Genomic DNA, 22875 nt, shown 5'->3' with positions numbered 1-22875 from the left:
AGGGCTAACCCGTCGCTCGTCCTCAATCGATGTCGAACGACACGCCTTGCGCGAGCGGCAGCGCCTTGGAATAGTTCACCGTGTTGGTGGCGCGGCGCATGTAGGCCTTCCAGGCATCCGAGCCGCTCTCGCGGCCACCGCCCGTCTCCTTCTCGCCACCGAACGCCCCGCCGATCTCGGCGCCCGAGGTGCCGATGTTGACGTTGGCGATGCCGCAGTCCGAACCGTCGACACCCAGGAAGCGCTCCGATTCCTGCAGGTCGCGCGTGAAGATCGACGACGACAGGCCGGCGCCGACCGCATTGTGCTGCTCCAGCGCCTCGTCGAAATCGGAATATTTCATCACATAGAGGATCGGCGCGAAGGTCTCTTCCGTCACCGGCGAAACCTGCTTCGGCATCTCGACCAGTGCCGGATGCACGTAATAGGCGTCCGGATGGCCGTTCTCGACGCGCGTGCCGCCGGTCACCTTGCCGCCATGCGCCTCAGCTTCCTCCAACGCCTTCTGCATGTTGTCGAAGGCGGCCTTGTCGATCAGCGGGCCGACCAGCGCCTTGCCTTCCAGCGGATTGCCGACCGAGACGGACTGATAGGCCTTCTTCAGCCGCGGCAAGAGCGCGTCATAGACGCTGTCATGCACGAACAGGCGCCTGAGCGTCGTGCAGCGCTGGCCGGCCGTGCCCATGGCGCCGAAGGCGATGGCACGCAGCGCCATGTCGAGATCGGCGGTGGGCGTCACGATGCCGGCATTGTTGCCGCCGAGCTCCAGCACGGCACGGGCAAAACGCTTGGCGAGCCTAGGACCGACCTCCCGGCCCATGCGCGTCGAGCCGGTGGCCGAGACCAGCGGCACCTTGGGATGGTCGACCAGCACCTCGCCGGCGACGCGGTCGCCGATCAGCACCTGCAGCAGCCCTGCCGGCGCATCCTTGCCGAAACGCTTGACGGCGCGCTTGAAGATCGCCTCGCAGGCAAGTGCGGTCAGCGGGGTCTTTTCCGACGGCTTCCACACCACCGCATCGCCGCAGACAAAGGCAAGGGCCGCATTCCACGACCACACCGCGACCGGGAAGTTGAAGGCAGAGATCACGCCGACGACGCCGAGCGGATGCCAGGTCTCCATCATGCGGTGTCCGGGACGCTCGGTGGCGATCGTCAGGCCATAGAGCTGGCGCGAAAGGCCTACGGCGAAGTCGCAGATGTCGATCATTTCCTGCACCTCGCCGAGACCCTCGGACGGGATCTTGCCGACCTCGATCGACACCAGGCGGCCGAGCTCGTCCTTATGCGCGCGCAACTCCTCGCCGAGCAGACGCACCAGTTCGCCCCGCTTCGGCCCCGGCACCAGCCGCCAGTCCTGGAAGGCCCTGTGCGCGGCATCGATGGCCTTGCCGGCATCGGCGGCCGAAATCGACTTCAGCGCCGCGATCTGTTCGCCCGTCACCGGGCTGCGCACGACAAGGTCGCCGCCCGAAAGCGCATCCTTGGCAACGCCGAGTTTCTCAAGAAGTGCGGCCGTTTCCTTCGCTAACGTCATTTCTGTCCCTTTCAGGTTCCGCCTCTCATGGGCAGGAATGGAGCCATGCGCCATCTCTTGGACGTGCGGTCGGGCACAGTCCGGGCGCTTTGATGGCGTGGCATTACTCGTTTCAGGGAAAAACCGCCACCCCGGCATGGTCCAAGGCTGGAGCGCGGAATTGGGCCAGACAGCAAACCACGGCCAAGGTGTGTTGTGGATTCAGGTCAGGCCGAGTCGGAATCGAAGACAGGCGCGAAGCGACCAAGTGGTGGCTTCCGAGAACCGTAGCCTTAATTTAGCTGCCGCGCCACTCACGAGCGCTTCGGCCGGCGAAGTCCGGAAGCGCAGGAACGCGGCATTTGCAGACCGGCATCACCTGAAACTCAATACGCCTCAGTGCGCCTTCTGGACCGAAGGCCTCTGGCTGCTTTCCTTGATCAGCCGGTCGATATGCATGCGGATATGCGCCGCCTCGGCGGCGGTATTGGCCAAAGCGATGGCGCGGTCGAAGGCAACGCGCGCCTCCTCGTTGCGGCCAAGCTGCATCAGCAGCCCGCCTCTGAGGCCGAAGAAATGGAAATAGCCCGAGAGCCGCTCTTCCAGCGGCTCGATCATGGCAAGCGCAGCGTCCGGACCTTTCACTTTGCTGACCGCGACGGCGCGGTTCAGCGTCACAACGGGCGAAGGCTGCATCTGCTCCAGCAGACCGTAGAGCAGGTCGATCTCGGTCCAGTCTGTATCTTCCGCCGTCGCCGCCCGCGCATGCAGCGCCGCGATCGCCGCCTGAACCTGGTAGGGGCCAGGCTTGCGGTGGCGCAGCGCCTTGTCGACCAGCGCCAGGCCCTCGTCGATCATCTTACGGCTCCATAGCGAGCGGTCCTGGTCCTCGAGCAGGACGATCTCGCCATTCTCGTCGAAACGCGCCGGCGCCCGCGCGTGCTGCAGCAGAAGCAGCGCCGTCAGCCCCATGATCTCCGGCTCGGCCTGGAAGAGCCTGAGCAGCAGACGGGCAAGCCGGATCGCCTCCTCGCACAGCGGCGCGCGGGCCGGCGCCTCGCCGCCATTGGTCGAATAGCCTTCGTTGAAGATCAGATAGACCATCGCGGCGACAGCGGCGAGCCGCTCCGAGCGCTCGACCGCGCCCGGCGTTTCGAACGGCACGCCGGCGTCGGCGATGCGCGCCTTGGCGCGGGTGATGCGCTGTTCCATGGCGCTCTCGCCGACGAGGAAGGCGCGCGCGATCTGCTTGACGGTAAGGCCGGAGACGATGCGCAGCGCCACCGCGATCTGCTGCGTCGCCGGCAGATCCGGATGGCAGCAGATGAACAGAAGCCGCAGGATATCGTCGCGGTAATGCGCGCCGTCGAGCCGCTCGGCGATGTCGCTCTCGGCGTCCTCCAGATCGGAGACCTGGTCTTCTTCCGGCATCGGCGCCTGCTTGGCGCGCTTGCGCACGGCGTCGATGCCGCTGTTGCGGCCGACAAAGATCAGCCAGGCGACGGGATCTCGCGGCGGCCCGTTCTTCGGCCAGTTCTTGAGTGCCCTCAGGCACGCGTCCTGGAAAGCCTCCTCCGCGGCGTCGAGGTCGCGGAAGTAGCGCAGCAGCGCGCCCATCGCCTGCGGACGGGCGTTGCTGATTGCGGTGCTTATCCAGGCAAGCTCCGTCATACTGCTACCTTTGTCGGATTGAAGACCGAAACGGGCCGGATCTCGTAGGAGCCGCCGCTCGGATTGACTTCGGAAAGCTCGCGCGCGAATTCGACGGCTTCGTCGAGATCGTCGCATTCGAGCGTGTAGAAGCCGAGGAACTGTTCCTTGGTTTCGGCGAACGGGCCGTCCAGCACGACTGCCTCGCCCTTGACCTTTCTCAGCGTGGTCGCCGCGGTCGTCGGCAAAAGGCGCGCCACGGGGCCGAGCCGGCCCGCCTTGGCGTATTTGTCCTGCACGTTGAGGAGCTTTGCCATGACCTCGTCGTCCTGTTCCTTGCTCCAGGAGCAGACGACGTCTTCGGAAGCGTAGCAGAGGATGGCGTAGAGCATGGTGCGTCCTTTCCGTATCAAAGGACGCGACACTAGGACCCTTCCCGACACAAGGTCGATAAAAAAATTTATCGAGGGATCCCGGACTTGGTTGCCTTCGCGCCTGCCTGTCAGGCGCCGCGCGCCTGCAGCCATCTGAGCACCAGCGTTTCTTCCTCGTCGAGGCCGGATATCCGGCGTTTGCGCTTGTTGGCCCCGGCCATTTCGTCGAGCAGGCGCCCTTTGCTCCATGCCTCGAACACCAGCGGATGGATGTAGCATTTGCGGCAGACGGCACGGGTATTGCCCAGCCGCTCGGCGACCTTGTCGACGACACTGTTGATCATCCGTTTTTGCTGCGTCTTGCTTTCCGGCAGCTCGGTCCCGGCAAACAGCGACGCCGCATGGATCGTGCCGCCCCAGGTGCGGAAATGCTTTGAGCTGAAATCGGCGCCGGATGCCTCGCGAATATAGCGGTTGACGTCCTCCGAGCGCACCGGGCACCGGTCGCCATTCTCATCGAGATATTGGAACAGCTTCTGCCCGGGCAGGTCCTGGGCGCCGCGCACGATCTTGGCGATGCGGCGATCGACCAGCTTCAGCTTCCATTCCTTGCCCGACTTGCCCTTGAAGGCGAAGCGCAGGCTGGAGCCCGTGATCTCGACATGGCGGTCGCGCAGCGTGGTCAGCCCGAAACTCTTGTTGTCCCGTGCATAGGCGGCGTTGCCGATGCGGATAAGGGTGTTGTCGAGCAACCAGACCACCGATGCGACCACGCGCTCCATCGGCAGACCGTGGCGGCGCAGGTCCGCATCGATCTGCAGCCGCAGCGCGGGCAGGCTTTCGGCGAAAGCGACGAGGCTGGAATATTTGACGCCGTCGCGCTCCTCGGTCCATTGCGGGTGATAACGGTACTGTTTACGGCCGCGCTGATCCCGGCCTGTCGCCTGGATATGGCCGTCCGGATCGGGCGAGATCCACACATCCGTCCAGGCCGGCGGAATGACGATCGCCTTGATGCGGGCAAGGGTCTGCGCGCTGACCGCGCGTCCGTTCGGACCGGCATAGGAAAATCCCTTGCCTTTCCTCAATCGTCGGACGCCGGGATCGGCATCGCTCACATAGCTGAGCGACGCGCGCTCGGCCGAATCTTGCTCACCGTTCCTTCGAGTTTCCTCGTTACGCGTTGAGCGGTCCGAGGACAATTGTGAATGCTGCAACATGCCGGCTCCGCGAATTATCCGTAGATAAAGCCGCTCGCCGATGACTGGTTCCGGATGCAAACGGCGGTGCGCATCATCGACGCCGTCGCGTCACGCTGCCACCGGAATGACGTCGACCGCCTGCTCGCCGACCTGACCACCGGTCGTTTTCAAGACGCCGACGATAGGCGCCACGTCGGAATAGTCGCGGCCGTAGCCGACCGTGATATGGTCGTTACTCGCCCGCATGCCGTTGGTCGGGTCGAACTCCTGCCAGCCGGCGTCGCGTCCGCACCAGGCCTTGACCCAGGCATGCATGGCATCCGCGCCTTCAAGCCGCGGCTTGCCCTTCGGCGGGATCGTGCGCAGGAAGCCGCTGACATAGCCGGCCGGGATGCCAAGCCCGCGCAGGCCGGCGATCATGATATGCGAGAAATCCTGGCAGACGCCGCGTTTCAGCGCAAAGGCGTCGCTGGCCCGGGTCTGCACGGTCGTCGCCTTGCCGTCATAGGTGAAGTCGCGATGAATGCGGTTGCAGAGATCGGCCGCCGTGGCGACGGTTGACCCCGACAAACTGTCCCGCGCATAGGCCGTGATCGCCGCGTCGATGCCTACATGATCGCTGGCGGCGAGGAAATGATGCGGCGCGGACGGCGAGAGTGAGCGCACCAGATCGAGCTCCGACCTCAGCCCGTTTATATCGGGCGAGACATCGAGACCCGGCTCGGGCCGCGACACCGAAACGCGCGCGCTCATTCGGATGTCGAGCGTCTCATGCGCGTCGCGAAAGGCGATCGATGTGACGTTGTTGCCGAAGAAATCGGAAAAATCGGCACGTTCGGCCGGCGACGGCTGGAAGGACAGCGAGGCCGCGATCACGCGCTGCACGCCGGCGATCGTCTGCGGCATGACGCGCACCTGGTGCCGTCCGCCGCCGGCGGCGGCGGCATAGTCGTAATGCAGATGGAGTTTGATGTCGTAGTGCATTAAAGCAATTCCAGCAAAAGTGCGCAGTGGTTTTGCGTCCGGAATTGCGCAAAAACAAAGAGATAGAGCATTGGAGGCGATCCTTTTCGCTGGAAATGCTCTAACCGAAATAGCCTCTGGCGAGGCTGTTGTAGAGAGCGCCGATCTGGCCGGCCAAGTCGTCGAGCACCTTGGCGCTCATATCCGACGGCTCCATGACGGCGATTGCCGTGTTGAGCTGCAGGATTTCCTTGGCGGCGGGCGACATATGCCCCTCGCCGCCGATCGAAGGCAGCATGGCGATCTCGGCCTTCAGCCGCTCGAGCTGGAACAGGATCGAGCGTGGGTTGAGCGGGTCGAGCGCGAGCAGGTCGATCACCGTGCGCCGCCCGGCCTGCACCGGATACTGCCGGCGATGGGTCATGACGCTGTCGCCGATCTCCAGCATCATGTCGAGCGCCCCTTCCGGCGCCCCATTCCTTGTCAGCCGGCTGAGCGTGCCGGCGATCTGGATGCCGCGCTCCAGCCTGCGGCCGATCTCCAGGAAGCGCCAGCCGGTGAAGCGGTACATGTTCTCGTGCAGCAGGCCGGAAAAGCCGGCGAGCTTGCGCAGCATCACCGTCATCGCCCGCGTCGCGTCGTCTCCGGGCGCGACCGTCTCCGCGAATTTGTGGATGGTCTTCGACAGATCCTTCAGCGCCAGCCAGCCGTCGGGAGAGAAGCGGTCGCGAATCTGGCCGGCGCTGTAGACCGCGCTGTCCAAAGTGCCGATCAACCCTGGCGGTATCGCCGTTTCGGCCTCGATGCCGAACGGCTCGAGATAGTCCCTGATATCGGCGAGCAGCGGCATGTCCGGATCGGAGGTCTCGGCAAGCCGCACGTGATAGGCGCGCAGCACGCGCACCGTATCTTCGGAGCGCTCGATATAGCGCCCGAGCCAGGTCAGGTTCTCCGCTGCGCGGCTGGGCAGGCTGCCCGGCATGGTGCGCGTGAATCCGTCATGCTCCTGCGGCAAGAGCGTCTCGCGCTCGACCGGCCTGTCGCTGACCACCCAGACATCGGCCGCCTGGCCGCCGCGCTGCATGGCGATCGCCGTCGGGTCGAGCGAGAATCCGACGCGGGCGAAGCCGCCGGGCATCACCGTCCAGCCTTCCGGTGTGCGCGCCAGATAGACGCGCAGACTGGCGGGGCGCGGCTCAAGCACACCGCCGACGAACACCGGCGTGGTCGAGAGTGTCACCGCTTCCTGGCCGACAAAGCCGGCGCCGTCGGCTTCGATCCGCGCGACAAGCTCCGCCCGTTCCCCCGCCGAAAGCGCCGAACCGAGGCTGGTCGCGCCATCGTCCTCGAAGGCGAGCCGCGTCGACAGCGCCGGGCCGACCACCATATGGTCGATGTTGGCAAGCACGTGGTCGCGTTCGTTCTGCTGCCCGCACCACCAAGTGGCAACGTTCGGCAACGACAGATCTTCAGCTTGCAGTTCCCGCGCGATCCTGGGCAGGAAGGAAAGCAAGGCCCGCGTTTCCACCAGGCCGGAACCCAGCGCATTGACAGCCGAAACGGCGCCGCGCCGGATCGCCTCGACCAGCCCGGGCGTGCCGATCTGCGAGTCCGGCCTGAGCTCCAGCGGATCGGCGAAGGCCGCGTCGAGCCGCCGCCACAGGACGCCGATCGGCAGCAGGCCTGAAACCGTTCGCACCATCAGCCTGCCGCCGGATACGGTCAGGTCCTCGCCTTCGAGCAGCATGATGCCGAGATAGCGGGCGATATAGGCATGCTCGTAATAGGTTTCGTTGAGTGGTCCCGGCGTCAGGATGGCGACACGGCCGCCCGATTCCCTCGCCATGCCGTTCAGCGCATCGCGGAAACGGCGGAAGAAGCCGGCCAGCCGATGCACATGCATCTCGCCATAGATATCCGACAGCGCGCGCGTGGTGGCGACGCGGTTCTCCAGCGCGAAGCCGGCGCCGGACGGCGCCTGGGCGCGATCGCCCAGCACCCACCAGCGCCCGTCCGGGCCACGGCCGAGCTCGAAGGCGACCATATGCAGGAAATGCCCGCTGGCCGGCCGGACGCCTGCGACGGGGCGCAGATATTCGGAGCTCGCCGCGATCAGCCCGGCAGGCAGGATCCCCTTCTCGATCAGCCGGTTCGGCCCATAGATGTCGGCCAGGATGGCCTCGAACAGGTCGGCGCGCTGGACGAGGCCGGCACTGATCTCGGCCCATTCCTTCTCGTCGATCAGCAGCGGGACATGCGCGAGCGGCCATTCCCGCTCATTGGCCCCTGCCTGCTCATAGACGCGGTAATAGACGCCGGCGTCGCGCAGATACTGGTCGGCGCGGGCAAACCGCTGCCCAAGCCGTTCCGCGCCCAGATCGTCGAGCGCGTCGATGAAGAAGCGCCAGGCCGGACGCGGGCTGCCCGACGCGTCGACCATCTCGTCGACGACGCCTTCGATCGGCCGGTAGCGCTCCAGCAGGCCCTGCGCCCGCGGCCTGCCGCCTGCCCGTTTCTGATTCCCCTTGGCCATTGTCGATCAGAATCTCGCCGGCCGCCTGAGGTCAAGGGTCATGGGGAAGTCTTCAGAGGCTTCTTCGTCGCGCAGCACATAGGCGCCCGGCGTATGACCGCGCGGTTCGAACCGGGCAAGCCGCCGCGCTTCGGCCTCGTTGCCGTTGACCGGGAAGGTGTCGTAGCTGCGCCCGCCCGGATGCGCGACATGGTAGACGCAGCCGCCGATCGAGCGCCCAGACCAGCGGTCATAAATGTCGAAGACCAGCGGCGTGTTGACCGGCAGGGCCGGATGCAGGCCGGAGGCCGGCTGCCAGGCCTTGAAGCGCACGCCAGCCACCGCGACCTCGCGGTTGTCGGTGACTTTCATCGGCACGATGCGGCCGTTGCAGACGATGGCGTGGCGCTCCGGATTGAGGCCTTCGGTCCTTACCTGCAGTCGCTCGACCGAGGAGTCGACAAACCGGACAGTGCCGCCGATGGCGCCCTGCTCGCCCATCACGTGCCAGGGCTCCAGCGCCTGCCGCAATTCCAGCTTGACGCCGGCTTGGCTTACCTCGCCGCAGAACGGGAAGCGGAATTCGAGCTGGGCCGCGAACCATTCGGGGCGGAACTCGAAGCCGTTGAGCTTCAAATCCTCCAGCACGTCGAGGAAATCCGCCCAGACATAATGCGGCAGCATGAAACGGTCGTGCAACGAGGTGCCCCAGCGCGCGAAACGGCCGTCGAGCGGGTTCTTCCAGGCGCGGGCGATGATGGCGCGGACCAGCAATTGCTGGGCGAGCGACATGCGCGCATTGGGCGGCATCTCGAAACCGCGGAACTCGACCAGCCCCAGCCGCCCGGTAGGCCCATCCGGCGAGAACAATTTGTCGATGCAGATTTCCGAACGATGCGTGTTGCCGGTGACATCGGTCAAAAGGTTGCGGAACAGCCGGTCGACCAGCCACGGCAAAGGCGCCGCGCCCTTGTCGGGATACGGCACCTGCGCCAACGCGATTTCCAGCTCATAAAGTGAATCGTGCCGCGCTTCGTCGATGCGCGGCGCCTGGCTGGTCGGGCCGATGAACAGGCCGGAAAACAGGTAGGACAGGGACGGGTGCCGCTGCCATTGCAGCACCAGGCTCTTCAACAGATCCGGCCGGCGCAGGAACGGGCTGTCGTTCGGCGTCGCGCCGCCAACCACGACATGGTTGCCGCCGCCGGTGCCGGTATGGCGTCCGTCGATCATGAACTTGTCGGTGCCGAGCCGCGACTGCCGCGCCTCCTCATAGATTGCCGTGGTCGTCGCCACGCAATCCCGCCAGTTGGCGGCTGGGTGGATGTTGACCTCGATGACGCCCGGGTCGGGCGCGACGCGGATGACGTTGAGGCGCGGATCCTGCGGCGGGGCGTAACCCTCGATATGCACCGGCAGGCCGATGGCCTTGGCCGCGTTCTCGGCCGCCGCCACCAGTTCGAGATAGTCTTCCAGCGCCTCGACCGGCGGCATGAACACGCACAGCCGCCCATCGCGCGGCTCGACCGAAAGCGCGGTGCGCACCGCGCCACCGATCTCCGTGATCTCCTGCTCGACGCGATCCTGCTGGCCGGTCGCGGCGGTGAAGGACACGGCCTGCTGGCGGCGCGCCATTTCGTCGGCGCCTTCAGGCTCCGCCGTGGCGGCCCCCGGCAAGATAGCCTCGCGCGCCGGCAGCGGCCCACGCGGCAGCGACGGATCGACCGGCACGATATAGGGAAACTGCGCCGGCGGCACGTAAGGCAGCGTGCCGAGCGGCAGGCGGTAGCCGACCGGGGAATCGCCCGGCACCAGGAACAGGCGGCCGCGCCGCGTCTTCCATTTCTCCGAGCGCCAGCGCTGTCCGGCGGCCTGGCTGTTCCAGCGCTGCACCGGCAGCACATAGCCCGACGGCTTGGTCAGCCCGCGCTCGAAGACGCGCGCCATGCGGCTGCGCTCTTCCGGGTCTTCCAGCTTGGAATTGGACGGATCGACATTGTCCGGCAGCTTGCCTTCCTTGAGCAGCCATTCGCCTGGATCCTCATAGGCCTCGCTGACCATCGCCCTGTCGATGCCGAGCTCGCCGGCGATCGCCTTGAGCAGGCTCTCGGCCTGCTGCGGCCCGACCTTCGCGTCACTCTTTTCGCGTGCGATCAGCGACGGGTCGCTCCATACCGGCTCGCCGTCGGCGCGCCAGTAGAGCGAGAAGGTCCAGCGCGGCAGGCTCTCGCCCGGATACCACTTGCCCTGGCCGTAATGCAGGAAGCCGCCCGGCGCGAAGCGCTCGCGCAGCCGGCGGATGAGCTGGTCCGCCTTGTCGCGTTTGGATGGACCGACGGCCGCCGTGTTCCATTCCGCGGATTCGAAATCGTCGATCGACACGAAGGTCGGCTCGCCGCCCATGGTGAGCCGCACGTCGCCGTCTTTCAGCACCGCGTCGACCTTTTCGCCCAATCGATCGAGCGCCTGCCAGCTTTCGTCCGAGAATGGCTTGGTGATGCGCGGATGCTCGGCGATGCGGTCGACGCGCATGTCGAAGCCGAATTCGACATTGGCGAAGCTCGCCATGCCGGAAATCGGCGCGGCGTTGCGAAAATGCGGCGTCGCCGCCAGCGGCACATGGCTTTCGCCGGTGAGCAGGCCGGAAGTCGGGTCGAAACCGATCCAGCCGGCGCCCGGAATATAAACCTCGCACCAGGCATGCAGGTCGGTGAAGTCGACAGCGGTTCCCGGCGGCCCGTCGAGCGAGACGAGATCGGGTTTGAGCTGGATCAGATAGCCGGAGACGAAGCGCGCGGCGACGCCCAGATTGCGCAGGATCTGGACCAGGAGCCAGCTCGAATCCCGGCACGAGCCCTTGCCGGCGGCCAACGTCTCCTCGGGCGAATAAACACCCGTCTCCATGCGCACGATATAGGCGATCTCGCGCTGCAGCCTTGCATTGAGGTCGACGAGGAAATTGACGGTGTTTGCCGGGCTGCGGTCGATGCTTTCCAGAAATTTCGACAACAGCGGCCCGGTCGGCTCCGGTTTCCGGTAGATGGCGAGGTCTTCCCTGATCTCTTCCGGATAATCGAACGGAAAGGTCTCGGCGCTCTCCTCGACGAAGAAGTCGAACGGATTGTAGACCGTCATGTCGGCGACGAGGTCGACCTCGATCTTCAGTTCCGTCACCGGCTCCGGAAAGACGAAGCGGGCGAGGAAGTTGCCGTAGGGATCCTGCTGCAGGTTGACGAAGTGGTTTGCCGGCTCGACCTTCAGCGAGTGGCTGAGCACCTTGGTGCGCGAATGCGGCGCCGGCTGCAGCCTGATCACCTGGGGACCGAGCACCACCGGCCGGTCATATTTGTAATGGGTCAGGTGATGGACGGCTGCCAGAATTGCCATGGTGCCCCGGAGTTCGGCGTTTCAGTCGCCGAACCCTGACATAAATGCTGGCCATTCTCCAAGCAGAGATGTTGCGCTGCACCTAATTTAAGCAGCGTTGCCAGCTTAGAAAAACGCCTGGATACCCGTCTGCGCCCTTCCGAGGATCAGCGCATGCACGTCATGCGTGCCCTCATAGGTATTGACCGTCTCCAGGTTCTGCGCGTGGCGCATCACATGGTAGCCGATCTGGATGCCGTTGCCGCCATGCATGTCGCGCGCCTGACGGGCGATATCGAGCGCCTTGCCGCAATTGTTGCGCTTGACGATCGAGATCATCTCCGGCGCCATCTTGCCTTCGTCCATCAGCCGGCCGACGCGCAACGAGCCCTGCAGACCGAGCGCGATCTCGGTCTGCATGTCGGCGAGTTTCTTCTGGAACAGCTGCGTGCCGGCAAGCGGCTTGCCGAACTGTTTTCTGTCGAGGCCATACTGCCGCGCCCGGTGCCAGCAATCCTCGGCGGCGCCCATCGCGCCCCAGGAGATGCCGTAGCGTGCCCGGTTGAGGCAGCCGAACGGACCGCCGAGGCCCTTGGCGTTGGGCAGCAGCGCTTCCTCGCCGACCTCGACGCCTTCCATCACCACTTCGCCGGTGATCGAGGCGCGGAGGCTGAGCTTGCCGCCGATCTTCGGCGCGGAAAGCCCTTTCAGGCCCTTTTCCAACACGAAGCCGCGGATCTCGTCCTTGCCGTTATCGCCCTTAAGCTTCGCCCAGACGACGAACACGTCGGCGATCGGCGCGTTGGAAATCCACATCTTGGAGCCGGAGAGCCTGTAGCCATTCGCGGTCTTCTCGGCGCGCGTCTTCATGCCGCCCGGATCGGAGCCGGCATCCGGCTCGGTGAGGCCGAAGCAGCCGATCCATTCGCCCGACGCCAGCTTCGGCAGGTATTTCTTGCGCTGCGCTTCCGAGCCATAGGCATGGATCGGATACATGACCAGCGAGGACTGCACGCTCATCATCGAACGATAACCCGAGTCGACACGTTCAACTTCCCGCGCGACCAATCCGTAGGTCACGTATCCGGCGCCGAGCCCGCCATACTCTTCCGGAATGGTGATGCCGAGCAGGCCCGCCTCGCCCATCTCGCGGAAGATCGACGGATCGGTCTTCTCCTCGGCATAGGCTTCCTCGATGCGCGGCGCCAGCTTGTCGGCGGCGAAGGCGGCAGCGCCGTCACGCACCATGCGCTCGTCCTCGGAAAGCTGGTCCTCGATGAGGAAAGGATCGTTCCACACGAAGGCATTCTTCTCGGCGGCCATGACTCGCTCCCGGTATTTTTTGATGTGCCCGGCTTATCCGCCCGTGCCAGCGAAAAATCAAACAAAATTGCATCACGGATCAATGAGCGTTAGTAATAGATCATGAATGTCCAGCGCCGCCTTCTACCCAATACCGCCGCTCTTGCCGCTTTCGAGGCAGTGGCGCGCCTCGGCTCCTTCACGGCAGCCGCCCGCGAACTCGATCTGACGCAAGGTGCCATCAGCCGGCAGATCAGCTTGTTGGAAGAGCAGTTCGGTCGGCGACTGTTCGAACGCGACAGCCGCAATGTCCGGCTATCGGCCGCAGGCGAGATCTATGCCGAAGCGGTGCGCTCGGCGCTTGGCCAGTTGCGCGACGCAGCACTTGGATTGATGAGCAATCGGCATAGCGGTGTCCTCAATGTTGCGATCCTGCCAACCTTCGGCACGCGCTGGCTGATGCCGCTGATCCCGGATTTCGTCGCCCGCCACCCGGACATCACCATCAACTTCGCCACCCGCATCGGACGGTTCGATTTCGCCCGCGAACGCTTGGACGCCGCGATTCATCACGGCATGCCGGACTGGCCGGAGGCAGACTGCACGCTTTTGGTGCGCGAAACCGTGATGCCTGTGGTTTCGCCCGAATTCCTGGCCGCCCGCGCCATCGCCACGCCGGCCGATATCGGCCGCATGCCGCTGCTGCATATGGCAACGCGCCCCGGCGCCTGGAGCGAATGGTTCGAGCATGAGGGGCTCGATGCGCCGACCGGTCCCGGCATGCAGTTCGAGCAGTTCGGCACCGTCGCCCAAGCCTGCATGGCCGGGCTCGGCGTCGCGCTGTTGCCGGAAATCCTGATCGCCGGCGAACTGCAGCGCGGCCAGCTGGTGCCGGCGCCCGGCCGGCCGATGCAGAGCCGCAGCGCCTATTATCTCGTCGTGCCGCACGACAAGCGCGGCCATCCGCCGGCCGCCAGTTTTCGCGACTGGCTGTTGGGTCAGATCGGCAAGGAGCCGGCTGTCCTGGCGTGGTAGCTACTTGCGCTTGAGCGCCTCGGCCAATGCCGCACCGAAGGCTCCCTGCGCCGGCCGTTCCGGCTGCCGCTGCGGCGCCGGCGCACGTGGCGCCGGCTTGCCGCCGCCACCGTCGCGCGGCCCGCGCGATACCCCGCCCTCGCCGCCATCCTTGCGCATCGATAGCGCGATGCGCTTGCGCTTGATGTCGACATCGACGACGCGCACTTTCACCACGTCGCCGGCCTTGACCACCTCATGCGCGTCCTTGATGAAACGGTCGGCCAGTTGCGAGACGTGCACCAGCCCGTCCTGGTGCACTCCGATGTCAACGAAGGCGCCGAAGGCCGCGACATTGGTGACGGTGCCTTCGAGCTGCATGCCGGGTTTCAAATCCTTGATGTCGTCGACACCCTCGGCGAAGGTCGCCGTCTTGAAGCCGGGGCGTGGATCGCGGCCGGGCTTTTCCAGTTCGGCCAGGATATCGCGCACCGTCGGCAAGCCGAAGCGCTCGTCGACGAAGACGCGCGGGTCGAGCGCCTTGAGCGCTGCGCTGTCGCCCATCAGGGCGCGCACGTCGCGGCCGCAGGCGGCAACGATCTTCTTGGCCACGCCATAGGCTTCCGGATGCACAGATGAGGCATCGAGCGGCTCGCTGCCATTGGCAATGCGCAGGAAGCCGGCGGATTGTTCGAACGCGCGCGGTCCAAGGCGGGAGACCTTGAGCAGGTCCTTGCGGCTGGCGAACGGCCCGGTCGCGTCGCGATGCGCGACGATCGCTTCGGCAAGCGATGGGCCAAGGCCTGAAACGCGTGCCAGCAGCAGCGCCGACGCCGTGTTGAGATCGACGCCCACGGCGTTCACCGCATCCTCGACCACCGCTTCCAGCGAGCGGCCGAGCCGGTACTGGTCGACATCGTGCTGATATTGGCCGACGCCGATCGACTTCGGCTCGATCTTGACCAACTCGGCCAACGGATCCTGCAGGCGCCTGGCGATGGACACCGCGCCGCGCAGCGAGACATCCAGGCCCGGGAATTCCGCCGCTGCCGTGGCCGAAGCGGAATAGACCGAGGCGCCGGCTTCGCTGACGATGACCTTGAGCGGCTTCGGTCCGGCACCCGCCGGCAGGTCCGCCAGCATGTCGGCCACCAGCTTTTCGGTCTCGCGGCTGCCGGTGCCGTTGCCGATGGAGATCAGCTCCACCTTGTGCTGGCGGATGAGGACGGCAAGTTCGGCCTGCGTGCCGCGCACGTCGTTCTTCGGCGGGAACGGATAGACAGTCGTCGTCGCCACCAGCTTGCCGGTGCCGTCGACAACCGCCACCTTGACCCCGGTGCGGATGCCTGGGTCGAGCCCCATGGTCGGCCGCGAGCCGGCGGGCGCGGCCAGCAGCAGGTCCTTCAGGTTGCGGGCAAAGACATGGATCGCCTCTTCCTCGGCCCGCTCGCGCAGGTCGCGCATCAAATCGAGCGTCAGATGTAGCGACAGCTTGATCCGCCAAGTCCAGCCGGCTACGTCCATCAACCATTTGTCGCCGGGCAGGCTGCCGCCGATCGCATAGGCATTGGCGATCATCCGCTCGACCGGTTTCACCGGCGATTGATCGTCGGCATCGACCTCGATGTCGAGCGACAGCACTTCCTCGTTGCGGCCGCGCAGCATGGCCAGGGCGCGGTGGCTGGGCACGCCTGCCCAGCGCTCGACGTGGTCGAAATAGTCGGAGAATTTAGCGCCCGCTTCCTGCTTGCCGTCGACGACTTTTGCGCGCAGGAAGGCGCGTTCCTTCATATAGGCGCGCAGCTTGCCGACCAGATCGGCATTTTCGGCGAACTGCTCCGACAGGATATCGCGCGCGCCTTCGAGCGCCGCCTTGGCGTCGGCCACCTCTTCGGTGACATAGGCGAGCGCAAGCTCGGCCGGAACTTTCGAGCGATCGGCAAGGATTGCTTCGGCAAGCGGCCCGAGCCCACGCTCCTTGGCGATCTCGGCCTTGGTGCGTCGCTTCGGCTTGTACGGGAGATAGATATCCTCGAGCTCGGCCTTGGTGCCTGCGGCGGCGATCTTCGCCGCGAGCTCCTCGGTCAGCTTGCCCTGTTCGCGGATCGAGCCGAGGATCGTCTCGCGCCGCGCATCGAGCTCGCGCAGATAGGCGAGACGCTCGGAAAGGTCGCGCAACTGCGTATCGTCGAGCCCGCCGGTGGCTTCCTTGCGGTAACGCGCCACGAACGGCACCGTCGCGCCCTCGTCGAGCAGCCCGATTGCCGCCGCGGCCTGCTCCGGCCGCGCGCCGATCTCGGCCGCGATGATTGCTGCGATGCGCTTGATGTCCGATGCCATGCTGGTTCCTGCAGAAAAGAGCGGCGACCATAGGCCGGGATGCCGGCCGCGCCAACCGCGCCGGCTTCATCCAGCGAGGAAGGTCCACAGGAAAGACGCTGAGCCCGGCCGCCAGGCCGGATCAGGCTATTCGGCTCAACGCCGCGAGGAATGCCACGATGTCCTCGTCCAGCTTGTCGTCCACCGGCTCCGGCTGCGACGACATCTTGGCGATGACAACTTCCGCCTTCGGATTGACGTAGAGCCACTGGCCGTGGATGCCGATGCCGCAGAAGGCGCCGCTGTCATTGCCGGTCTGGTACCATTTGTTGCGGTAGCGCCCCTTCGGGAACAGGAACGCCATCGTGCCGCGCTGCCAGGCTTCATGGCTGCCGCCGGTGGCGACCGTGTCGCGCACCCAGGCCTCCGGGACGATGCGGCGGCCATTGGCCGTGCCGCCCTGCCGCACCATCTCGCCGATACGGGCAAGGTCGCGCGGCGTCATCGACATGCCACCGGCGGTGCGCGCCGTGCCTTCCATGTCGACCGTCACCGACATTTCGCTTGCGGCACCGAGCGGCTGCCACAGTTTCTCGCTGAGCAATTGGCTGACGCGCTTGCCGGAAGCGCGCTCGACCAGGATGCCGAGCACATCGGAATTGGGCGAGCGGTAGCGATAGGTCTGGCCGTGCGGCTCGGCAAGGCGCTGGATCGTCGTCAGGAACGCCGCGAGGCTCTCCGACCCGCCGCCGGGGTTCCACAACGTCGAGCGGCGGTAGCGGGCGAAAGCGCTCTCCGGATCGAGATAGGCTTCCTCGAAATCGAGGCTGACCGTCATGTCGAGCACGTTGCGCGCGCTGGCATCGCCATAGGCCGAGCCCCTGGCTTCGGGAATGTATTCTGTAACCGGCGCGCTGGGGTCGAACACTCCTTCGCCCTCCAATATGCCCGCCAGGATCGCCGTCACCGACTTGCTGATCGAAAAGATGATGTGGCGGGCTCCGAACGGCATATGCGGCGCCGACCAGTCGCCGACCAGCTTGCCCGCCTTGAGGATCGTCAGCCCGTCCGTGTCGGAACGCTTCAGGAAGCTCTCGACGGTTTCGCTGCCGCCGGCGAGCGGTATCTTTTCCTCAAGCAATGCGCCGAGCGATTTCGCCTGCTCCTCGCCGCGGGGCGCCGCCGCGACATGCGCGCTTGGCACCAGTTCGCCGACATTCTGGAAGGACCATCGGTTGAACGGTGCCAGCCGCCAGGTTTCGAGCCGCACATCCTTGCGGGCAAAGCCGTACTGGGCCTCGAACGCGGTCTTGCCGGTCATGACACTCTCCCGGATTTTACTTGCGGTTTCAGGCCAGAGCGGCGGCGATGGCGTGCACCGCCTTCTGCGTCGCCACCGAATAGGCGGAGTTGACGAAATCCGGATAGGTCGAAAGCTTCACCACGACCATCCTGTGTTCCCAGCTCATATGGATCAATTGGCCGAACACGCCGCGGCACATCAGCGAGCGCGAGCGCGAATCCTCGATCCAGAACTGGTTGCGGTAGCTGCCGTCAGGCAGGCTCGGGCTGAAATTCGGCCCATGCTTGCCGGTGCGTGTCGCCTCGATCCACTCGGCCGGGATCACGCCGCCGCCATTGTCGAGGATCAGTTGTCCGAAGCGGCCATAGTCGCGCAGCGTCGCGTTGAAGCCGCCATCGGCCAGCGCGTAGCCGGCGCTGTCGACGGTGAAGCAGGCGCTCTCGTCGGCGCCGAGCTTCTGCCAGAGTTCTTCCGAGACGAGCTGCGCCAGTCGCTTGCCGCTCACCCGTTCCGTGATGAAGGCGAGCACGTCGGTCTCGATCGAGCGGTATTCGAAGGCCTCGCCATGCGGGCGCACTCTGTCCTTCAGCCGCAGGATCAGCTCGAACAGGTGCGACGGCCAGGCGAAGTCCGGATCGCTGCCCGGCGGGATCGGCTTCCAGCCGGTCGCGACGTCGACCTGGCCGATCTCGGAATATCGGTCGGTGTATTCCTCGGAAAAGCGCACGCCCGTCGTCATGTCGAGCACGTGCTGCACGGTGGCGCCGGCCCAGCCAGTCTCGCCGAGTTCCGGCAGATAATCGGTGACCAGCTTGCCGGGATCGATCAAGCCGCGCCCGACCAGGATGCCGCACACCGCGCCGGTGACCGATTTCGCCATCGACTGCGACAGATGCAGCGTGCGCTCGTCCATGCCGTTGAAATAGCGTTCATAGGCGATCTTGCCGTCCTTCAGCACCAGGAAGCCGTCGGCATAGGTTTCGTCGAGCAAGCCGGCGAGCGTCGTCGGCGCCCCGTTGCTGTCCACGACAGCCAACCCATCGAGGTCGACTTCGTTGCGCTCCAGGCGATGGCGATGGCCGCTGCCGCGCCAGACCTCGACCGTCGGCAGGAATTCGCGGATGTGCTGGAAGGCCCAGCGGTTCCAGGGCGGCCGGTCCCAATCGAGCTTCGGTGGCACCAGCTTCGGCGGCGAGCCCTGCATGATCGGCGGCCGCGGCTCGGAGTTGCGATAAGATGTCATAGTGTCCTCCCGGCAGACACAAGAAAGGGAGGCCGGAGCCTCCCCTCCTTCATGCGTTCCGGCAAAATTATTTGCGTAGGTTGGTCCAGATCTTGTTGTAGATCTCCACCACGTCCGGCGAGCACGGCGGCACGAATTCCGGCGTCGGCGAACCGGCCGGAGGGCTGATTTCCGGCGAGTTGGCGAATTCCGTAGGCAGGAATTTGTGGCTGCCGGCGATGCCATTGTCGTAGCCGGCGAACTCCGAGATCAACGCCGCGTTCTCGGGCGCCATGACGAAGTCCTGGAACAGCTTGGCGTTGTCGAGGTTCTTGGCGCCCTTCAGCACCGCGACATTGTCCATCCAGCCTTCGATGCCTTCCTTCGGATAGGCATACTTGATCGCCGGTATCTTCTGGCGCGAACGGTAGCTGGCGCCGTTCCACTGCTCCGACACGATGACGTCGCCGGAGGTGATCTTGGTGATGGTATCATAGCTGAAGGTCTTCCACGACGGCTTGGCGGCCATCAGTATGTCGTTGACTTTCTTCAGGTTGGCCTTGTCGGCGCCGCAGCGCGGCACGCCGGCGTAGCGCTCGGCCGCGTGCATGACGGTGTTGACGTCGTCGAGCACATTGATCTGGCCCTTGAGCTCGTCCGGCGGGTTGAACAGGATCGCCAGCGTATTGATGTCGCCCTTGAACTTGTCCATGTTGACCGAGAACGCCGTCGTGCCGAACTGCCACGGCGCGGTGTAGTGCCGGCCGGAGTCCCAATAGACGTCGACGAAGCGCGGATCGATGTTCTTGCCGTTCGGCATCGCGTTGGGCTCGGTCTTTTCGAGCAGGCCCTCTTCGACCATAATCTTCACGGTGTAGTCCGACGGCACGACGATGTCGTAACCGGAATTGCCGGCACGCACCTTGGACAGCATGGTTTCGTTGGAATCGTAGTCGTCCAGCGTCACCTTGACGTTGTACTGCTTCTCGAACTTTTCGATCAGCTTCGGGTTGGTGTAGTCGCCCCAGTTGTAGATATGCAGTTCGCCGTCGGCGAGCGCTGGCACTGCCGATAGCAGAACGGCCGCGGAAACGGCCGCCATCAGTTTTGCAGACATTTTATGTTCTCCTTGCCTTCCCATTGTTGTGTTGGAGCCCCTTGTCATTTTGCGCGCCGTCGCGCGATCAGGAACGAGACCGAGACGAACAGGATCGACACCAGGAGCAGGATGGTGGAGATGGCGTTGATCTCGGGCGTCATCGGTCGTCGGATCTGGTTCCAGATATAGAGGGGCAGCGTCGTCTGGCCGGGGCCGGCGACGAGCTGCGTGATGGTGAAATCGTCGAAGGAAACGATGAAGGCAAGTGCCGCGCCCGACATGATGCCGGGGACCAGCAGCGGTAGCGTGATGCGCCTGAAGGCATTCCACGGTGTCGCATAGAGGTCCGCCGCCGCATATTCCAGCGTCAGGTCCATGTCCTCCAGCCGCGCCCTGATCGGCATATAGGCGAAGGGGATGCAGAACACGGTGTGGGCGAGGATCAGATTGCCGATGCCGAAATTGAGCCCGAGCGTGCCGGCGATCAACGCGAAGAAGGAAAGCGTCGCCACCGCCGTGATGATCTCCGGCACCATCAGCGGCAGGTTGATGACCATGAAAGCGGCCGCCAAGCCGCGCCACGGTTTCACCCGCGTCATGCCGATGGCTGCCAGCGTCGCGCAGATCGTCGAAACGATCGTCGCGGTCACCGAGATGATCAGCGTGTTGCGCGCCGCGCTGTGGAACTCCTCGTTGCGCAGCGCGCTGCCGTACCAGTTGAGCGTGACGCCTTCCCAATGCGTGACCAGCGAGCCGCTGTTGAACGAGAAGATCATCAGGATCAGCACCGGCACGTAGAGCACCAGCAGGCAGATGATGGCGATCGAGCGGAAGCCCGGCTGGTCCTTGATGTCCATGACGCGGGGCTCAGCCATGCTGCACTTTCCCCGACGTGTTGCGGACATAGAAGAACAGCGCCACCAACACCGCCGCCATCAGGATCAGCGCCTGCGCGCAGCCGAGCGGCCAGTTGCGCCCCGAGCCGAATTGCTGCGCGATGAGATCGCCGATCATCAGGTGGACGCCGCCGCCCAGGATCAGCGGCGTCACATAGGCGCCGAGCGCCGGGATGAAGACGAGCAGGCAGCCGGCGATGATGCCGGGCTTCGACATCGGGATGATCACCCGCCACAGCACCTGCCGGCGCGTCGCGTAAAGATCATACGCGGCTTCGATCAGCCGGAAGTCGAGTTTCTCCAGGCTCGAATAGAGCGGCAGCACCATGAACGGCAGGAAGGCGTAGAGCAGGCCAAGCTGGATGGCGAAATTGGTGTAGAGCATCGTGATCGGCTTATCGATCACGCCGAGCGCCAGCAGCGCGTTGTTGATCAGGCCCTCGTCGCGGATGATGAACATGATCGCCAGCGTGCGGACCAGAAGGTTCGACCAGAACGGGATGGTGATCAGAAGCACCCACCAGTTGCGCTGCGCCGGCGGCCGGGTCGCCATGAAATAGGCGGTCGGGAAACCGAGCAGCAGGCAGATCACCGTCGTCACCACCGCGAACAGGAAGGAGCGCAGGTAGATGATCAGGAAATCCGACGTGAACTGCAGCGTGTCGTCGAAAATGTCGCGTTGGAACAGGAAGTTCAGATAGGCATCGGTCGAGAACTGCCACTGCACGCCGCCATAGGGCGCGGCGACCAGGAACGAATAGACGCAGATGATGAGGAGCGGCAGCACGCCGAATATGCCGATGATGATCAGCGCCGGCAGCGACAGCAGCCGGTTGCGCCGCGCGCTGGTTTTCACCGCCTGGGCTTCGAACAACGCGGCCTTGGAGAGCGTGGTCGGGGAGAGCGTGGCTGTCGTCATCAGTCTTTCAGGACGCGGGCGGCGTCCTCCTCGAACTGGATGCCGACCTTCGCGCCGGTCTCGTAGGTGACCGGCGCCGAGCGGCTGTTCTGGTGGCGCACGATGAAGTTCTCGCCGCCGTCGAGCTTGACATGATAATGCGTGTCGGTGCCGAAATAGACGATGTTGGAGAGCGTCCCGGCGACCGTGCCCTTGGCCGGATCGGGTACCAGGTCGGCGTGCTCGGGCCGCACCACCAGCGTCACCTCGCCGGTCGGATCGAAGCCTTCCGGATAGCCCGCGGCGATCGTCGCGTTGCTGGCGAACTTGACCGTCGCCACGCCCGGCTTTTTCGACACCACAGTGCCAGGCAGGAAATTGGTTTCGCCGATGAAGTCGGCAACGAAGCGTTCGGCCGGCCGGTCGTAGATGTCGCGCGGCGTGCCGACCTGCAGGATCTTGCCGGCCGACATGACCGCGATGCGGTCGGACATGGTCAGCGCTTCTTCCTGGTCATGGGTGACGAAGATGAAGGTGATGCCGGTTTCGTTCTGCAGCCGCTTCAATTCGATCTGCATTTCCTTGCGCAGCTTGTAGTCCAGAGCAGAAAGCGGCTCGTCGAGCAAAAGCACCTTCGGCTGCGGCGCCAGCGCCCGGGCCAGCGCCACGCGCTGCTGCTGGCCGCCCGAAATCTGGCTGGTGCGGCGCGCCTTCAGCGCCTCCATCTTGACCAGCTTCAGCATCTGGGCGACGCGCGCTTCGGTCTCTCCTTTCGGCTTGCCGAGCATTTCCAGCCCGAAGCCGATATTCTGCGCCACCGTCATGTGCGGGAAGAGCGCGTAGCTTTGGAAGACAGTGTTGACCGGGCGCTTGAAGGGCGGCAGCGGCGCGATGTCGCGCCCGTGCAGCAGTATCTCGCCGGCGGTCGGGAAATCGAAGCCGGCAATCAATCTCAGCAGCGTCGTCTTTCCGCATCCGGACGGGCCGAGCAAAGTGAAAAACTCGTTTTCGCGGATCGACACCGACACCGTGTCGAGAGCGGCTACCTGGTTTTCGCCGGTGCCAAAGACCTTGCGAACACCGCGAACTTCAATCGCGTTCTTACCCGGTTGTTCCGGCACGATTACCCCATTGAGAGAGCCTGCTCTTGTCGGCAGGTGTGTTCCTGTTTGATTGTCACCACAAGCCGGTCGGCTTGGCAACTGCGGAGCAGTGACTCGATCCGAGTCCCTATTCAAT

General features: G+C 64.9%; 16 protein-coding genes. 1 reads left to right on the top strand and 15 read right to left on the bottom strand.

What is annotated here, in order from left to right; genetic code table 11:
• Positions 1 to 22 precede the first annotated feature (22 nt).
• The 8 genes from FJ430_RS10495 to FJ430_RS10460 form a co-directional block, all read right to left on the bottom strand.
• Positions 23 to 1537, bottom strand: coding sequence for an aldehyde dehydrogenase family protein (locus FJ430_RS10495; RefSeq protein ID WP_140708353.1), 1515 nt, complete (start codon positions 1535 to 1537; stop codon positions 23 to 25).
• 375 nt (positions 1538 to 1912) lie between these two features.
• On the bottom strand, positions 1913 to 3187 hold the full coding sequence (locus FJ430_RS10490; protein ID WP_140708355.1) for an RNA polymerase sigma factor: 1275 nt from the start codon (positions 3185 to 3187) through the stop codon (positions 1913 to 1915).
• Positions 3184 to 3558, bottom strand: a complete 375-nt coding sequence (locus tag FJ430_RS10485; RefSeq protein ID WP_140708357.1) for a YciI family protein — start codon at positions 3556 to 3558, stop codon at positions 3184 to 3186. The genes FJ430_RS10490 and FJ430_RS10485 overlap by 4 nt, the downstream gene beginning before the upstream one ends.
• Before the next feature lie 110 nt (positions 3559 to 3668).
• Positions 3669 to 4760: a DNA topoisomerase IB gene (locus FJ430_RS10480; RefSeq protein ID WP_140708359.1), complete on the bottom strand. Its 1092-nt coding sequence runs from the start codon at positions 4758 to 4760 to the stop codon at positions 3669 to 3671.
• 90 nt (positions 4761 to 4850) lie between these two features.
• The gene (locus FJ430_RS10475; RefSeq protein ID WP_140645649.1) at positions 4851 to 5726 is read right to left on the bottom strand and encodes a transglutaminase family protein; all 876 of its coding nucleotides are present in this window, start codon (positions 5724 to 5726) and stop codon (positions 4851 to 4853) included.
• Between the two features lie 100 nt (positions 5727 to 5826).
• Positions 5827 to 8238 carry a circularly permuted type 2 ATP-grasp protein gene (locus tag FJ430_RS10470; RefSeq protein WP_140708361.1) on the bottom strand — a complete coding sequence of 804 codons (2412 nt, stop codon included), beginning with the start codon at positions 8236 to 8238 and terminating at the stop codon, positions 5827 to 5829.
• A 6-nt stretch (positions 8239 to 8244) separates the two neighbouring features.
• The gene (locus FJ430_RS10465; RefSeq protein WP_140708363.1) at positions 8245 to 11604 is read right to left on the bottom strand and encodes a DUF2126 domain-containing protein; all 3360 of its coding nucleotides are present in this window, start codon (positions 11602 to 11604) and stop codon (positions 8245 to 8247) included.
• Positions 11605 to 11709: 105 nt separating this feature from the next.
• The gene (locus FJ430_RS10460) at positions 11710 to 12906 is read right to left on the bottom strand and encodes an acyl-CoA dehydrogenase (protein ID WP_140708365.1); all 1197 of its coding nucleotides are present in this window, start codon (positions 12904 to 12906) and stop codon (positions 11710 to 11712) included.
• Between the two features lie 102 nt (positions 12907 to 13008).
• On the opposite strand from FJ430_RS10460, the gene FJ430_RS10455 reads away from it, so the two are divergent.
• Positions 13009 to 13920 carry a LysR family transcriptional regulator gene (locus FJ430_RS10455; RefSeq protein ID WP_140708367.1) on the top strand — a complete coding sequence of 304 codons (912 nt, stop codon included), beginning with the start codon at positions 13009 to 13011 and terminating at the stop codon, positions 13918 to 13920.
• On the opposite strand, the gene FJ430_RS10450 is transcribed toward FJ430_RS10455, so the two are convergent.
• From FJ430_RS10450 to FJ430_RS10420, 7 genes are all read right to left on the bottom strand, one after another.
• Positions 13921 to 16239 (bottom strand): Tex family protein, encoded by a 2319-nt coding sequence (locus FJ430_RS10450; RefSeq protein WP_140708369.1) that lies wholly within the window; start codon positions 16237 to 16239, stop codon positions 13921 to 13923.
• Between the two features lie 121 nt (positions 16240 to 16360).
• On the bottom strand, positions 16361 to 17539 hold the full coding sequence (locus tag FJ430_RS10445) for a serine hydrolase domain-containing protein (protein ID WP_140708371.1): 1179 nt from the start codon (positions 17537 to 17539) through the stop codon (positions 16361 to 16363).
• Positions 17540 to 17567: 28 nt separating this feature from the next.
• Entirely contained in the window at positions 17568 to 18764 is a 1197-nt protein-coding gene (locus tag FJ430_RS10440) for a serine hydrolase domain-containing protein (RefSeq protein ID WP_140708373.1), read from the bottom strand.
• A gap of 67 nt (positions 18765 to 18831) precedes the next feature.
• Entirely contained in the window at positions 18832 to 19860 is a 1029-nt protein-coding gene (locus tag FJ430_RS10435; RefSeq protein ID WP_181167048.1) for an extracellular solute-binding protein, read from the bottom strand.
• Between the two features lie 44 nt (positions 19861 to 19904).
• Positions 19905 to 20717 (bottom strand): ABC transporter permease, encoded by an 813-nt coding sequence (locus FJ430_RS10430; RefSeq protein ID WP_140653184.1) that lies wholly within the window; start codon positions 20715 to 20717, stop codon positions 19905 to 19907.
• On the bottom strand, positions 20710 to 21657 hold the full coding sequence (locus tag FJ430_RS10425; protein ID WP_140708375.1) for an ABC transporter permease: 948 nt from the start codon (positions 21655 to 21657) through the stop codon (positions 20710 to 20712). The genes FJ430_RS10430 and FJ430_RS10425 overlap by 8 nt, the downstream gene beginning before the upstream one ends.
• Entirely contained in the window at positions 21657 to 22757 is a 1101-nt protein-coding gene (locus tag FJ430_RS10420; protein WP_140648102.1) for an ABC transporter ATP-binding protein, read from the bottom strand. The genes FJ430_RS10425 and FJ430_RS10420 overlap by 1 nt, the downstream gene beginning before the upstream one ends.
• Between the last annotated feature and the right edge of the window lie 118 nt (positions 22758 to 22875).

Source organism: Mesorhizobium sp. B2-8-5 (genome assembly GCF_006440675.2).
Classification (GTDB): domain Bacteria; phylum Pseudomonadota; class Alphaproteobacteria; order Rhizobiales; family Rhizobiaceae; genus Mesorhizobium.
The sequence above is the reverse complement of the archived record's forward strand: the minus strand, read 5'-3'. Positions and strand labels throughout refer to the sequence as shown.